Genomic DNA, 16,343 nt, shown 5'->3' on the forward strand with positions numbered 1-16,343 from the left:
GACCTCTTGCATAACCTATTTAAAGCTCAAAGTTATAGATACCAGCAAGTAAATTAAACCTTAAACCGAATCGTTTTCTTCTGTTCCTATAACGATCAGCGATAATTTTAAATCGTTTGATCATGCCTATGACGTTTTCATTTAAAACACGTTCACTAGACAATTGACGATTTTTCTTTTTATCTTTCCTGCTTAGTGGTCGCTTTTTTGTCTTTTTCTTTGGTAACTCTGAATTATAATGCAACTTATCAATGCCTTGATAACCAGTATCTGTAAGAACTTTAATCTCAGGGTGGATGTGAACTCCGGATTCTTTAAATAACCTGAAATCATGACGCTTGCCATTAGAAAAATTAGTGCAAATGATTTCTTTTTTCCTTTTATCCACAATAAGCTGAGTTTTTAGAGTATGTCGCCTCTTTTTTCCCGAATAAAAGTGCTTCTGTTTTTTTTAGGTCGTTCTATCGGTGTTTCAGTAGCATCAATTAACACAAGTTCGTATTCAGAATCGCTTTTTAGTAATGCTTTACGTCCAGGTAGTGAAAATCGTTTATCTTTAATTAGAGTATCTTCAATCCAACGTATATTACGATAACAGGCACTTTCACTTATTCCATAACTGCGGGAAATATGAAAATATGTCCTGTATTCACGCAAGTACTCAAGCGTCATGAGTAATCGATCTTCTAAAGCCAATTTATTGGGTTTTCCACCTTGAGACTTTAAAATAGCTTCAGCTTCTTTTAATATACTTAGTATAACTTCAAACGTTCCTCGTTTAATGCCAGTAAGCCTGCGAAACTCTTCTGCGTATTCATCTTTGATGTTTTCAAACTTCATGTTATCCTTGATAAAATCAAGGATTTTAATCAATTTATATGGTTATGCAAGAGGTCTATTACATTGGAAAGATAAATAGTTCAATTAAATTTATAAAATTCCTTTTTATAAAGATCTGCTTTCTTCAGTGACTAAGAAAACTTCAAGTTTATCACCGCTCTTTATATCATCATATCTATCAAGCGCAAGTCCGCACTCAAATCCGCTTTTTACCTCTTTGACATCGTCTTTAAAGCGTTTCAAAGTTTTCAGCGTTCCTTCATGTATAACTATGTTATCTCTAATTAATCTTACATTTGCACTGCGTTGTACTACGCCTTCGGTAACATATCCACCAGCTACTTTACCAACTTTAGTTAGATCAAATACTTGGCGTACTTCTACATAACCTAGTAATTTTTCTTTGATGGTAGGGGCAAGCATGCCAGAAACAGCAGCCTTAATATCATCAATCAAATTATATATTATAGAGTAATATTTAATATCAACGCAGAACTGTTTTGCTAGATTTCTAGCTTGATGATTTGCTCTAACGTTGAAGCCTAGTATAAGTGCGTTTGATGTTGCAGCGAGTGTTACATCAGATTCATTTACTGCACCTACGCCAGAATGCATTAATCGTATCTTGACTTCATCATTAGAGAATTTCATGAGGCTAGAGACGATTGCTTCTATAGAGCCGTTTACATCTGCTTTGACTATCAGCGGTAATTCTTCTATTTTAGCCTGTTGTACTTTATGGAATAACTGATCCATTGAAGAGTGACCTGCAATGAATTTTTTAGCTCTTTCTCTCTGGATTCTGAAATCAACCAATTCTCTAGCGTGGCGTTCATCTTGAACAACAATAAATTCATCTCCTGCGGATGGTACTTGATTTAGACCGAGTACTTCAACTGGAATAGATGGGCCTGCTTGTTTTAAGTGTTCGCCTTTATCATTAATCAGCGCTCGTATTTTACCATACGAATTTCCGACGACCACTATGTTTCCTACCTTCAAAGTGCCTTTTAGAACTAAAAGTGTCGCTAAAGCACCCTTGTTTTTATCCATTTTTGCTTCTACAACAGCTCCAGCTGCAGAGCCTTCTTCTCTTGCTTTCAGAGATAACAGCTCAGCTTGTAGTAATATTGCTTCCTCTAGTTTATCCAGTCCAATCTTATTTCTTGCAGATACCTCAACTATCATAGTATCTCCACCCATCTCTTCTGGAATAAGACCATGAACGAGCATTGCAGATTTTACAGTTTGAACATCAGCTTCTTTTTTGTCGATCTTATTTACTGCGACAATAATTGGAACGTTTGCAGCTTTCGCATGGCTAATTGCCTCAACTGTTTGCTCTTTGATTCCATCATCTGCAGCTACTACAAGTACAACTATATCTGTCACTTTAGCACCGCGCATACGCATTGCGGTAAACGCTTCGTGACCTGGAGTGTCTAAAAACGTGATACTGTGTTTACTTTCCAAAGATACATGATAAGCACCAATATGTTGTGTAATCCCACCAAATTCTCCGGTCACAACGTCTGTACAGCGGAGTGCATCCAAAAGCGAAGTTTTTCCGTGATCAACGTGCCCCATCACTGTAACTATTGGTGCTCTTGGTACAAGAGTGGATTCAAAATCCTCACTTTCTGAGAAAATTGCTCTTTCAAGTTCAGCATTTGTCACGCGTTTTGGTATATGACCAAATTCTGAAACTATTAATTCAGCAGTATCAGCGTCTATTGCTTGATTGATTGTTGCCATTATTCCCAATTTTATCAAAGCTTTGACTAAATCTGCGGCTTTTTCTGCCATTCTATTAGATAATTCCTGTACTGTAATGGCATCTGGAATCATAACCTCGCGAATTACCTTCTCAATAACAACATTTTTCTGTTGTTTAGCAGCTTTGTTTTTTAATTTTCTGAAACGTGCGTGATGTCCTATCGTTATGCCATCAACGTCATCTTCTCTTTCTAATATACGTAAGCTTGCCACAGAAATCTTTTTACTTGCGCGTTTAACAGCAACATGTTTTTTTGATGCAGTCGTACTTTCGACATCTTTATCTTTCTCTCTTATGGTTGACAGCTCGGAATCCTTTTTGCTCACAGGTTTCTTGATTTCTATTTGCTCTTTCGTTTGCTGTGTGCTCGAAGAGCTTTCATCGGAATGAGATGAGGTTTTAGATTCAACGTTGATATTATTGAGATTTCTAACTTTACCTTTGCTACTAATCATTAGTTTGATGCTATCACTTCTTTTTGAGTCGAAAGCATCTACTATTTTTTTAGCTGGTTCCTCTAAATCGGCAGTTTTTTGTTGTACAGTGCAATCAGCTTCGCTTGACTTATCTATTACATCAGCTTCGCTTTCTTTAGGAAGAGTGTCTTGCTCATGAACATCATTCTTTAAGTCAGACTGCAAGTTTTCACTTAGCTCTACGTTTGTAAATTCTTCAGGTGCAGCAGTAACTTCAGGGTTTTGAGTATCAGATGCTGTTTTAGATTCATGAGACAAAGCTGATTCGCGTTTTTCCCGTTCTGCTGAAAGCAGAGCATTTATGCGATCTTCTTGTTCACGCTGCGTGAGTGATGTTTTTATAGAATGAGCAGCGACACCACTTCTAGTCCCTTTATTTTTGGTCACAATCATTACTGTGTTGTTATTGCTTTTTCCAGTTTGTACTCTAGAATAAGTCACATCGGTCTTCATACCAAAATTTCGAGAAGCATCTTGACTGGCAAGTCCGAGCTTGCCAGAATGTATACTTAGGGTTTTTTTGTTGTCACTTTTCTTTTCTTGTGTCATGCAATCAAGCCTATTTGGGAAATAACTTAGCGTCTCTACATAGATTTTTAATGGAATGTAGAGCTGCGAAAAAGCCGGAAATCATAAAATTCTCGCGTCCTATTTGTTAAAATTTAACAATGCAAGATATACCTAAGTCAAAAGTATTAATGGAATAAAAACACTAAGACTTGTTATTTCGTTTAGGAAGATCAAGACAGTTAAAAATCTAATATTAAGTCCAGCCAGTGTATATGATACACTAAAAACTTGAAAATGGAAGTTAGATGTGGCCCTAGTTAATCGCATTTTTCCTTATTCTTTATCAAAGCAAGTGCTTAGTTGTGAATAACTACGGCTTTGATTCCAAGCATTTTGATGTGTTAAAGGACTAAAATATTATAGATAACTAAAAATATGCTGCATTTTATGAGGTAGAGGTGCAAATACAGATTGTTGGGATAGGCTGTGACATAGTGAGTATATCGAGAATAGAAGGGTGTATCAAGAGGTTTGGTAGGAGATTTATAAGTAGAATATTTTCAAATTATGAGATAGAGTTTGGACCAAAAATTGAGAATTTGGGGTATTATTCTTATTTTGCAAAAAGATTCGCAGCAAAGGAGGCATGTGCCAAGGCACTTGGTATAGGAATAGGTAAGCTATCATTTAAAGAAATAGAGGTGCGAAAAGATGAAGTTGGTGCGCCATACATCAACATAGAAAGCAGAGTGTGGAGCAACTACAAATTCCACTTATCGCTTTCTGACGAAAATGATATAGCGCTTGCATATGTCATAGCAATTCTATCCGCAAAAAATTGATTCGCTTGCGCAAATAAATTTTTGTAGAGAAGTGAAATGTGCAAAAATTAGCCATTAGAGCTACACTGCGCTAATTTTTGGATATATTAATTGGTCCTATGCTAGCAAACACTACTTTCACAAAATCCGTAAGGTTTTTGCGCTTATTATAACAATTTTCTTACGGATTGAAAACGCTATTTCGACACTCCGAGCAGCATTTTATAGCCCTTCCGAGGTTATTGTCTATTTTAAGCAGCAATACCGCTTAGTCTAGCTATGACTTTGTTGCGCCCTAAAAGTGGCAACAGATTTTGCAGCTCCGGTCCATTATCCATTCCTGTTAATGCAAGACGAATCGGCAAAAATAAATCCTTTGAAGCTTTTCCGGTTTCTTGTTTTATGCGTTTTATCCATAAATCCCAAGTGTCATTAGAAAATTCAGACTCAGGTAATAATTCCACAATTGCTGCAGTAAAATCTGAATCTATGATTACAGGTTTCACAACTGCTTTGCATATATCATGCCAAATTTTCACATCTTGAAGCGTCGTAATATTTAACTGAACGCTTTGCCAAAATGTTGCATCAACGTCAAGCATGCAAAGAGTGATAAGCTTATCTTTTACATCATCATATTTTGCAACATGCAGCAGTTTGCGATTTACTCTTTCAAGATCTAGATATTCATAGTTTGCTGCAGATTTTCCGAATTTACCTAGAGAAAATTGATCTATCAACGATTCCATAGTAAATGGGCTTTCTGGCGCCTCTGATGTTCCTAGCTTTGCGAGAAAGCTGTTGATTGCCATAGGATCTATACCTTTTTCTCGTATAGAACGTATGTCAAATCCACCTACACGTTTCGACATTTCCCCTTCTTTGGATTTTAAAAGTGAGATATGTGCAAAGTGAGGAGCAACAGACCCTAGAGCTTCAAACATCTGAGTATGTATTGCACTATTTGATATATGATCTTCGCCGCGTACTATATCTGTAATGCCAAATTCTATATCATCTATCACAGATGCTATTGCGTAGGTCATTGTGCCATCTGCTCTAACGAGAATAGGATCACTCAATTTATTTGTATCAAACTCGATTAATCCTCGCACCTTATCATGAAAGCATATCCTATTGCCTTGCAACAAGAATCTCCAATGTGGTTTAATTCCTGTGCTTTCTAATTTTCCTTTCTCTGACTCTGTCAGATGCAAAGAGGCACGGTCGTATATAGGTGGTAAATTTCTAGAAAGCAGAGTTTTTCTCTTAATCTCTAGTTCTTCTGGTGTTTCATAACATGGGTAAAGTCGCCCAGTTTCTATCAGCTTTTGCTTTGCTTTTTCATACTTTTCAACCCTCTCAGATTGCATAAAGAAAGCATCCCAAGTGATTCCTAACCAGCTCAGATCTTCCTTTATCGCCTCAATATATTCAACTGATGAACGAACGCTATCTGTATCATCTATTCTAAGAATAAATCGTCCACCACTTGATCTAGCATTGAGCCAAGCTATTAGTGCAGTTCTTATATTTCCCACATGCAATAAACCCGTTGGACTTGGAGCAAACCTAGTGACCAGCATAAACAACTACCTATTTTCTATCCTTATATTCACTGTTTTGCTGCTTTAGGATTAAAAAAGCATTTGAGAAAGCATTCAAATAATAATTTTTCAAAGATTGAAATTCCTCTGTTTTCAAGAATTCGTTTGGTATTATCATACGCTTGATCACAAATTTAGTTAGCAGTTCAGTATCGGCGCCATTATACTTGAGGCTGCGACTTAAATCAAACCAATCATTACTAATATTGAAGCTCAAAGCATCAAGATTAGGTATAATCATTCCTTTAAATAATGTTCTATGTATTGTGGTTTCTGGCCCTGGCATTAAAACATCAGTTACTCTCTCTTCTGGAGCGTTAAGCAATGCATCAAGTATATCAAAACTTTCTAGTGATATTCCAGGACCAAAATTTGTTTTAGAAAACAAGTTATTTTCATTGAAAGAAAATTTAAATAACAAGTCCTGCACTACCCTTGACTTAAGATCTGGAAGCTCAACATAGTTAATATCCTTTTTATCTAAACTTCTTCCAGCAAATTGCGCAATAACCCTATCTTTTATCTCATCATCAGAAAGGTAGAGAGCAGCTGCTGTATACATTGATGCATCTTCTCCTTGTAGCGATAGCTCAATATCCAAAAGCATACCTGATTCACCAAGCAATTTTGCATCTTGTTTGTTGTAATATATATTACGTTTATAATCTATATAAGGAACACGCTCATAGGATGGACTTTTCGTATCAAGCACAAGCGACATCTTTCCAGCTATGTCTTTGAATATACCTTGTGCCATACTAATGTCGTTAGTTGGATCCACCCAATATACACTCCCATCCTTCGCGGTTACTTTCAGAAATGCATGATTAAAGGCATCCAGATCAGGAAGTCCTATATAATTTGGATGCATAAAGCCTCTATTGACTAGCGCAGAATTAACCTTAAAACCTAAGCTGCGCAAGATAGCACCGGTACTGGTAGACATATCTTTGCAATCACCTATTTGAGAAGAGGCTATTGTTTTAAGATCTCTTGGGAAATATCTTCCTGATATAGAGCGCCAATCTCCCATATATTGGATTTTTTCGCTTAGCAATGATGTGACAGCATTTATCACATCAACGTTATTTTTGAACTTTGCAGCTTTCTTTGCAATATCTTCAAAAACTGTTGGGAGTTTTTGTGATAAGACTTTCTCGTAATGAGATACTATTCTTTTGTTTAATACTTCCCAATCCGACTCACTAGAGATAGAAACAACTATCAGCTTTTCTTCGTTTATGATTCCACCTTGTTCTGATTGTCCAATGATACCTCTGTACACAGGCCTTTTCAAAAATATCTCCAGTTCGTTAAAAGAATCGCTTTTATCTTTCTTAATATCTAGTACATTTTCTGGATCATTAATCTTGATATGCAATGGAATTTTCGAAATAAACTTATGGTTTAAACTATGGAATGGTGCATCAAGTACAATGTAGTCAGAAAAGTACCCTTCAAGTGGCGCTTTGGATTTTGAAGCAGTCTTCAATTGTATTTCTGCGCCTACTTCAACATTTGGGAATGCTATTAGGATTTGCATTTGCTGATCAAATCCATGTGGAGCGCTAGCAAGCGGCTTAAATTCTATACTCTCTTTAGGTACATTATACTCTCGCCCATTTACGATTGTCTTTGCTTCTATTATTTCAATCTCAGTGTCTCCAGCGTTGTAATGATGGTGAAAATTCGCGAACTGTCTTCCTTGTTCTTTGAGAATTTTAAATTTGTTTGTAGATAAGGTAGTGTAGCTTCCATCTTCCGCAATTTCTGTAATTCTAGATGTTGATTGCATAACCGCAGCGTCATCAAGCGATGTAAATCTAGCGTAGCAATTACTGCTTAGCGTAGCAAGAAACAGAATTAAGATAAATATCCTATAAGATGCAACATTAGACCTCTTTCGCAACTCTACTTCTGATAATAATTGGCGCGTCAATTTCGTGCTAAGATTCTCATGTATATCAAATACACTCCCGCACTCTGCGCATAAATCCCCTACCATTCCTCTGCCAGAAGCCTGCTTCGAAAAAGATCTATTATATACAGCTTGAACTCTCAGAAAGCTAGCGGCGCAATATTGTAACATTTGAAAAACATGCTTTAGGAAAATATCACATGTTGTAATAAAAAGTTGAGTCACTCGTAAACTCGCACAAAACAATACCACTTTTGTCATTGCCACTATTCTTCTATAAATATTTGAAAAATCAGAAAAAATTGCATAATTGAAAAGTTGTTATAACATCTAGCTATAACAACTTCAAGCGTCGGATTTTGCTAAAAATATCAATTTTTACAATTGCACGCGCGTCATAAGTCTCGGAGCAAGCATAAAATGCTGCTCAGAGTGTCAAAATAGCGCTTTAAATCCGTAAGCAAATGTTCTAACAAGCACAAAAACTTACGGATTTTGCAAAAGTAGTGTTTTAGGCACTGGACAAATTACATTAGTATGCAGCTTAGTACTAGCGTTAAAGCTTTATTAGAATAAATCTACACTATAATGCTATACCACACTGATCCACCATACTACACTGATCTAGGTGGATTTGCGGCTCAACAAAAATGAAAGAATCTGAAAAATTTTCCAGATAATCATTTCTTAATTCTTGAAAATCTTCTGTTGCTATAAACTCACTTGGTATTATTGCATGCTTCATAACTAGCTTAGTCAGGACTTCTGTGCCGTTGCTGCTGTGGCTTATATTTCGACTTAAATCAAACCAGTCATTGCTAGCATTGAAGTTCAGAGACTCGGTATTAGGCACAACCATTCCTTTTAATAATGTTTTTTGTATTGTTGTCCCCGGAGTCATTAAAATATCTGTGACTCTTTCTTCTGAATTCTTAAATAACGTTTCAAGATCATCAAAATATGCAAACATCATTCCAAAGCCAGAATTGGTTTTATAAAATGCATTCGTTGTATTAAAAGAAAATTTAAACAGCAAATCCTGCACTATCCTTGACTTGAGATCTGGAAGTTTTACATACTTTATATCCTTTTTATTCAAACTTTTTCCGCTTAATCTTGTAGTAAGCCCATCTTTTATCACATCATTAGAGGAGTAAAGAGCAGCTGCTGTATATCTTGATGCAGATGCTCCTTGTAGCGAGAGCTCAATATCATAAAGTGCTCTTGACTCGCTAAGTAATGTTATGTTTTTTTCGGTAAAAGATACAGCGTTCTCATAATCTATATAAGAAACACGTTCATATGATGGGCTCTGCGTATCAAGCACAAGCGCCATTTTTCCAGCTGTGTCTTTGAAGGTACTTTGCGCCATGCTGATATCGTGAGTTGGTTCTATCCAATATACACTTCCATCTTTTGCAGTTACTTTAAGAAAAGCATGATTAAAGGCGCCCAAAGAGGGGGAGTCCTATGTAATTTGGATGTATATCTGAGCCTCTTGCAACTAGTGCAGAATTTACTTTAAAGCCTAAGCTGCGCAAGATTGCTCCTGCACTTGAAGACATATCTTTACAATCACCTATCTTAGAAGAAGCTATTTGTTCTAGATCTCTTGGGAAATATCCTCCAGATATAGAGCGCCAATCCCCCATATATTGGATTTTTTCACTTAGCAATGATGTGACAGCATTGATCACATCAATGTCATTCTGAAACTCAGCGGCTTGCTTTGCAATCTCCTCAAAAATTGTTGGAAGTTTTTGTGATAAGACTTTCTCATAATGAGGGACTATTCTATCGTTTAGCGTATTCCAATTCTTTTCACTTGAGAGAGAAACGGATATTAGCTTTTCGTCGTTTATGATCCCACGATTTTCTGATTTTCCTATAAAATCTCTGTATACAGGCTTTTTCAAAGATATATCCAATTCATGAAAGAAATTACTTTTGCCTGTCGCGATATCTAGTACATTTTCCGGATCATTAACTTTGATATGTAATGGAATCTTTGAGATGAATTTGCTGCTAAAGCTCTGTAGTGGAGAGTTAAGCAACATACTCGTGCTAAAGTAAGCCATCAAATATTGATTTGAGTTTTTTTACGTCTTTTATGTATATCTCAGCACCCACCTCAACATTTGGAAATGCTATCAGGACTTGCATTTGCTGATCAAACCCATGTGGAGAGCTAGCAAGTGGCTTAAATTCTATATTTTCTTTAGGTACATGGTATTCACTACCATTAAATATAGTTTTTGCCTCTATTATTTCAACTTCACTTCTTCCAGCATTATAATTAAAGTGAAAATTTGTATATACGGCTCTTCCTTGTTCTTTGAGGATTTTAGATTTTCTCTCGTATAATATTACACTGCTTCCATCTTCTGCAATTGTGGTAATTTCTGATGTAGATGTTAGCGTTGCTGCATCATCAAATGAAGTAAATCTCGCATAACAAAGGCCATTTAGTGTAGTAAAAAGTAAAATTGGAGCAAGCATATATTAAATCCTCTTATTTAATTACACGTTAATACTTTTGAGTTATTGCATAGTGCATAATTTGCACGTGGTAGATCAAGCCACGCGCAAGTACACAAGCGCCGCCAGTTTTCAAGAACACGTCACTTAACAACGACTTAATTAGCAATAGTGAAGCGCAAGCACATGCCAATACCAAGCATGCGAAACAACATTCACCATATGGTTGTATCAATTTGCTAATAATTTAGCAAAATAAATTTAACACGATAAGGCCTTATTTCTCCATTAGACCTCTTGCATAACCTGTTCAAAACTATGATTTTATTGTCACCAATACATAAAAATACTCACGGAGATCATTGTTGCGACGTTTTGCAAAAAATTTCTAGCTCAGAATGAGGTTATGCAAGAGGTCTATTGTTACAGGCAAATAATTATTGCAAAGAAAACTTAAGATGTTTGGTTGCAGAAAACAAGTATCAAAACTTTAAGTATTTATATCTTTTTGATATTTACATAATAATATTCATGCGTACTCATGAATAGTTTGTTATTGCTTGCAGCTCCTATTGTTTTTATATAAACTCCAGTACTAGCTAATGCCTCATTGGATTTAGGAAGCCATTTTTGCTGCCTGAAATTCTCTGCCAACTTTTATTTTAAGGCGTTTAGAAGGCTTCAAGGCAAAAATTTGATTTAACACAAGATACCAGGAAGTGGAAGTTATGCAGACAATGGATCCAAGCGTATATGATTTTCAAAAATTTAGCTCAAATCTTACGTCAGCTTACCTAAAATATCAGGAAGTGATGGGAATATTTATGTCAATTTGCGCAAATCAAGAGGCCGATGCTCCAGGCTCTATGATACAAGAGCTTTCGCAAGTAATGCTTCCTGTGATGCAGTTTTGGTCAAATCCTGCCATTATCATGCCTATGATTCAGCAGTTTGCATCCTCTTGTGCATTGAATAACTTGTCCTCGGTAAAAAGCACAGATTCAAACAACAGAAAATTTGCAGATTCAGAATGGACAAACAATCCATTTTTTGCATTTATGAAAGATACTTACATAAAGCAATCCGATTGGCTAAACAACATCGCCAAATGCTCAAATATCTCAGATGAGAAACAAAAGAAAAAGCTAGAATTTTATACAAAACGTTTTAGTGATGCAATATCTCCAGCAAATTTCGCTTTTTCTAATCCTGAAGTAATGAGAGAAGCGATTGCAAGCAACGGCGAGAATTTTGTGAAAGGTATGGAAAACCTTCTTCAAGATTTAAAAGCTGCACAAAAAAATGGTAAGTTTAGTATACCAACTGTTGATAAAACTGCATTTGCAGTTGGAGAAAATTTAGCTATTACACCTGGAAAAGTAGTATATCAGAACGAATTAATACAGCTGATTCAGTATGAAGCTGTTACAAAAGAAGTGCATAAAACACCACTGCTTCTAATTCCAGCTTGGATAAACAAGTTTTATATCTTAGATTTGCAGCCTGCCAACTCATATGTTAAATGGCTAACAGAACAGGGTTATACAGTTTTCATGATATCTTGGGTGAATCCTGATAAATCGTTTGCGCATAAAACTTTTGAAGATTATTTGATGGATGGCGCTGTGACTGCAATCAAGAAAGTTGCAGAAATCACAAAAGAACAGAAAATACACTGTGCAGGATATTGTTTGGGTGGAACGCTCCTTGCTATAGCTTTGGCGTATTTATCTGCAAAGAAAATTGATATAGTACAGTCAGTAACATTTTTGACGACGCTGGTGGATTTTGCTGAATGTGGAGATGTTGGAGTATTCATAGATGAGCCTGAGCTCCGCTTTATCGAAAGTATAATGGCAAAGGATGGGATTCTTGATGGATATTATCTATATCAAACGTTTAGCATGCTAAGAGCTGACGATATGATATGGTCATTCTTTATAAATAACTATTTGCTTGGAAAATCACCTAGAGCATTTGATATACTTTACTGGAATTCTGATTCTACGAGCCTTCCTGCTGCAATGCATTCATTATATTTGCGGAGAATGTATCAAGACAATGCGCTTGTCGTGCCAAACGCGCTTAAGTTTGGTGATATATCTATTGACTTGAGAAATATAAAAATTCCAGCTTATATACTTTCTACAAAGGATGATCATATAGCGCCTTGGAAATCAGCTTATAAAGCAACTTCGGTGTATTCAGGCGATAAGAGATTTGTGTTGAGTGGTTCAGGTCACGTTGCAGGTGCCATTAATCACCCTAGCAAGGAGAAATACTGCTACTGGACCAATGAAAAGCTGGGGAAAGAGCCAGAAGCATGGTTAGAGCAAGCTAAAGAATTTAAAGGCTCTTGGTGGAACGATTGGTTAGTCTGGATGCAAAAACATGGGGCTGCTAAAATTCCACAGAGATCAATTGATAAAAAAATGGTAGTAGAAGATGCGCCGGGTAGCTATGTTAAAAAGAAATTATCTTTTTAACATTGAGTTGCCGATCAATCACAACTGGTGTCCTGCAGTGTTTTGAGCAATCTAGTTTGCCTAAGCTTTTATGAATAAAACATAGCTTAAAAAGCTGAATAGAATAAAAATGGCGCTGTATTTTTATAAATTTAGAAATGCATGGGAATTTTGATCAATGTGCTGATTGCAAATTGTGATAGATTATGTTAGATTGTTGTTGTAAAATTTTATTTTGTGATATGGGTATGGATTATATAAAGCTAAAATCGAATATTTCTAGTGTTGCAGCAGATAAGCATACGACCTTCGGTGAGGGCTTGCGTGCTTATATGTTGTCTGTTTATAATTACATGATGCTTGCGCTTGCTGTAACTGGTGCTGTTGCTATTTATATAGCTTCCTCTCCGCAGTTGGTTGTGGCTCTTATGTCGAGTGCTATGTGGTGGGTTGCGGTTTTTGCTCCTATAGGCATTGTGATGTTCATGAGTATAAAGTCTGCCACAATAAGTTTTCAAGCTGCTAGAGCTTGTTTGTTCGCGTATGCTGCATCGCTTGGTGTGTCAGTTGCTATAATATGCTATTCTTATACTGGTGAGAGCATAGCTCGTGTCTTTTTCATTACTGCTTCACTTTTTGGTGCCATGAGCATTTATGGTTATACAACCAAGCGAGATTTGACTAACTTTGGCTCATTTTTAATGATGGGCTTGTTTGGGGTCATTATAGCTAGTTTAGTGAATATTTTCTTGCGTAGTAGTGGGCTGCATTACATTACATCATTCATATGTGTATTGATATTTACTGGTCTTACTGCTTATGATGTTCGTAAGATTAAGGATTCTTACTATGCTCTTGGTGGTGCTAGTGCTGACGTTTCAAAGGTTGCTGTATTTGGAGCTCTAAACCTATACATGGATTTCATAAATCTGTTTATATCCTTGTTGCGCATCATGGGAAACAGAAGAGATTAAATCTATATAGAGGTCTTTTCTATTTTTTTCATAACATGTTTGTATCTTTTGGCATTTCTAAGGGCGGCAGGGAAAATGATGCTTTCTCTGCTGCTTAGGGTTTTAATAGTTATAGCTTTGTCAGTGACAACAAAAGTAGGTAGCCTTATTGTTCATTATTTAATTGTTGTATGCCATTGCGGTTTTTCTTGCCATCATTTGAAAAACTCAGGAAGATGATTAACTTACATGTAGACGTGTGATTTATAGGTAGTTTTCATTGGTAGCAAGCTCATCCAAGTAATATTGTTGTTAGTGTGAAAAGTCTGCTTGTTAAAAGTTTCTATTTATTATTCTCTTTGTGTGTTTCGTGCGTTCATAGGAAGAGATCTATATACCACAGATAAAATGAAGAGTTGGTTATTTAATGATACGCACATACGAAGTTAGACTTCAAATAAGAGCTAGGAAGAACTTTGTGGTATGTGTGTAATAATCTATAACGAGTGGTCTTTAAAAGGCACCAATTTTATAAAGTATGGCGAGTATCCTCTAGCTGAAAGAGAATGATAGGGCTGTACTATAGTCAAGGAAGTTGAAGTTTAAAACCATATGTCAGTTTGTCATATCTTTAACTTCCTTTGCTATACATGCTAATAGCTTATACAAAATCACACAAATAACAGAACACTTTAGCTTCGTCTTTTTTTTAATTTAAGTGTGCTCTTTGTCGCTGTAATTCTAGTATAGCTCATTTTAAATCTCATCTTAATTTTCCTATCAAAATCCAAGTTTGACATAAGGAATCTGTGTGTTGCATGCAGAATGAAAGCTATCGATTGCCTCTAACACTACAATATTCTGAGAATATTCAGTGACTCTCTTGCTAGCTCACCTTAAGCAGCATACTAAAACGAATTTCTAAAAACCTTGTTCTTTAAAAGTGCGTGCAAGCAAAGGCAAGGCCTTTGCTTATAACCCGAATTATGGATTAAGAGAGGTTGCCATCATATGAATAGGTAGGTAAAGATAAGGTTTGAGTAAACAATCGAGACCTACCTATGAAAAAAGATATCACAAATTTATTTTGTTTCATCGATGATTTTAGCAACGAGTGTAAAAAAGAGATGGATAAAAGATCGATCTCAGATGGCACAAGCGTAAATCCGACTAGAGTACCAGGACTTTATGAGTCTGAAATAATAACAATAATAATACTATTTCAACAATCGCCGTGTAAAAATTTTAAATTTTTCTATAACTCATATTTGCAGTTATATAGAGCAGAATTTCCATTGATGCCAAGTTATGAAAGATTTGTAGCATTAATGCCAAGGGTAGTAATTACATTATCTGTTTTGTTACATACTTTACTTTCTAAAAGTAGCAACATTTCTTATATAGACTCTACCTCCATATCCGTTTGTCACTATAAAAGAATCTCTAGAAACAAAGTATTCAAAGGGATAGCAGCATTAGGAAAGACTACGAAGGGATGGTTTTTTGGTTTTAAGCTGCATATTATCATTAATGAAAAAGGAGGATTAGTAAAAGTATCAATGAGCAAAGGTAACAAAGATGATAGATCGCAAGTTATGATAATGAGTAATAATATCAAAGGACTCTTGTTTGGTGATAAAGGTTATATCTCCAAATCGTTATTTTTAGCTTTATATAAGCGAGGACTCAAATTAGTCACTGGATTAAAAAAAGGGATGAAAAACTGTCTTTTATCTCTAGAAGAAAAAATATTCCTAAGAAAGCGCTCTACCTTAGAAACTGTTTTTGACTATCTAAAAAACAAACTACAACTAGAACATTCAAGGCATAGGTCACCAGTTAATGCTTTTATTCATATAATTGCTACTTTAATTGCTTATCAACTAAAGGATAAAAAACCATCTATTACTAATACATACCATATTGCTAATCCATAATTCGGGTTTATATTAAGCGATATGCTTGTGCACTTTGCCGGCAATGCTATATAGTAAATTGAGCTGAGGTTTGCGCATTAAAGAATTGAACCAAAACATACATGTGTTATTACTTTTTCCAAAAATCTTCGCTGGATGAGGATGCTATTTTCCTTTGGGTGTAACGCATATCTATGTATATACATAAACTACAACTTAATTTATCATATGTAATGATTGCAAGATACAGCCTAGCATTGCAAATATCGCAAATATTTAACATATTCTAAAAAAAGATGAGTTTTTAAGCTCATTTGCGAGCAAAAATATTGAGATATGGGAGATGATCCACTAGTCTGTGCTTGTGCATTCTATTGGCCGCTTAAATATTATGCTGCTTATGAGAAAATCAGCAGAATATTGCCCATTATGCCTTCATCTCAATAACATAAATAATAGACCTCTTTTGAAACTAGCTTCTGGCAAAGAAATGGCAGGAGATTTAGGCGCAAGAAGGATAGGAGTGTATTTGATATACATTAGGATCCTAGGTACGAAATCAACGCACCAGTTCTCAAAAAG

At 35.8% G+C, this 16,343-nt stretch carries 11 protein-coding genes; 4 read left to right on the forward strand and 7 right to left on the reverse strand.

The window, feature by feature from the left end:
- Positions 1-19 precede the first annotated feature (19 nt).
- A protein-coding gene (locus AACL20_RS01880; protein WP_339051669.1) for an IS5 family transposase occupies positions 20-840 on the reverse strand; the annotation gives its coding sequence in 2 pieces (ribosomal slippage) (positions 20-453 and positions 453-840; 822 coding nt in all).
- A gap of 105 nt (positions 841-945) precedes the next feature.
- Positions 946-3,642 carry a translation initiation factor IF-2 gene (infB, locus tag AACL20_RS01885; RefSeq protein ID WP_339052420.1) on the reverse strand — a complete coding sequence of 899 codons (2,697 nt, stop codon included), beginning with the start codon at positions 3,640-3,642 and terminating at the stop codon, positions 946-948.
- Positions 3,643-4,061: 419 nt separating this feature from the next.
- On the opposite strand from infB, the gene acpS reads away from it, so the two are divergent.
- Positions 4,062-4,445 (forward strand): holo-ACP synthase, encoded by a 384-nt coding sequence (gene acpS, locus AACL20_RS01890; protein ID WP_339052421.1) that lies wholly within the window; start codon positions 4,062-4,064, stop codon positions 4,443-4,445.
- Positions 4,446-4,675: 230 nt separating this feature from the next.
- Here the strand turns inward: acpS and gltX are convergent, their stop codons facing one another.
- The 5 genes from gltX to AACL20_RS01915 all read right to left on the reverse strand — a co-directional run bounded on the left by gltX (position 4,676) and on the right by AACL20_RS01915 (position 10,448).
- The gene (gene gltX / locus AACL20_RS01895) at positions 4,676-6,016 is read right to left on the reverse strand and encodes a glutamate--tRNA ligase (protein ID WP_339052422.1); all 1,341 of its coding nucleotides are present in this window, start codon (positions 6,014-6,016) and stop codon (positions 4,676-4,678) included.
- Between the two features lie 4 nt (positions 6,017-6,020).
- Positions 6,021-8,120, reverse strand: a complete 2,100-nt coding sequence (locus tag AACL20_RS01900; RefSeq protein WP_339052423.1) for a DUF3857 domain-containing protein — start codon at positions 8,118-8,120, stop codon at positions 6,021-6,023.
- A gap of 412 nt (positions 8,121-8,532) precedes the next feature.
- On the reverse strand, positions 8,533-9,405 hold the full coding sequence (locus AACL20_RS01905; RefSeq protein ID WP_339052424.1) for a hypothetical protein: 873 nt from the start codon (positions 9,403-9,405) through the stop codon (positions 8,533-8,535).
- Positions 9,392-10,006 (reverse strand): hypothetical protein, encoded by a 615-nt coding sequence (locus AACL20_RS01910; protein ID WP_339052425.1) that lies wholly within the window; start codon positions 10,004-10,006, stop codon positions 9,392-9,394. Before AACL20_RS01910 ends, AACL20_RS01905 begins: the two co-directional genes overlap by 14 nt.
- A gap of 7 nt (positions 10,007-10,013) precedes the next feature.
- On the reverse strand, positions 10,014-10,448 hold the full coding sequence (locus AACL20_RS01915) for a DUF3857 domain-containing protein (RefSeq protein WP_339052426.1): 435 nt from the start codon (positions 10,446-10,448) through the stop codon (positions 10,014-10,016).
- Positions 10,449-11,155: 707 nt separating this feature from the next.
- Between AACL20_RS01915 and AACL20_RS01920 the strand changes: the two genes are divergently transcribed.
- The 3 genes from AACL20_RS01920 (at position 11,156) to AACL20_RS01930 (ending at position 15,782) form a co-directional block, all read left to right on the forward strand.
- Positions 11,156-12,913: a class I poly(R)-hydroxyalkanoic acid synthase gene (locus AACL20_RS01920; RefSeq protein WP_339052427.1), complete on the forward strand. Its 1,758-nt coding sequence runs from the start codon at positions 11,156-11,158 to the stop codon at positions 12,911-12,913.
- 185 nt (positions 12,914-13,098) lie between these two features.
- The gene (locus AACL20_RS01925) at positions 13,099-13,866 is read left to right on the forward strand and encodes a Bax inhibitor-1/YccA family protein (RefSeq protein ID WP_339052428.1); all 768 of its coding nucleotides are present in this window, start codon (positions 13,099-13,101) and stop codon (positions 13,864-13,866) included.
- 1,040 nt (positions 13,867-14,906) lie between these two features.
- A complete protein-coding gene (locus AACL20_RS01930; RefSeq protein ID WP_339052429.1) occupies positions 14,907-15,782 on the forward strand; it encodes an IS982 family transposase in 876 nt (291 codons plus the stop codon).
- Positions 15,783-16,343: the final 561 nt, after the last annotated feature.

This window comes from Candidatus Lariskella endosymbiont of Epinotia ramella, assembly GCF_964019805.1.
Taxonomy (GTDB): Bacteria; Pseudomonadota; Alphaproteobacteria; order Rickettsiales; family Midichloriaceae; genus Lariskella.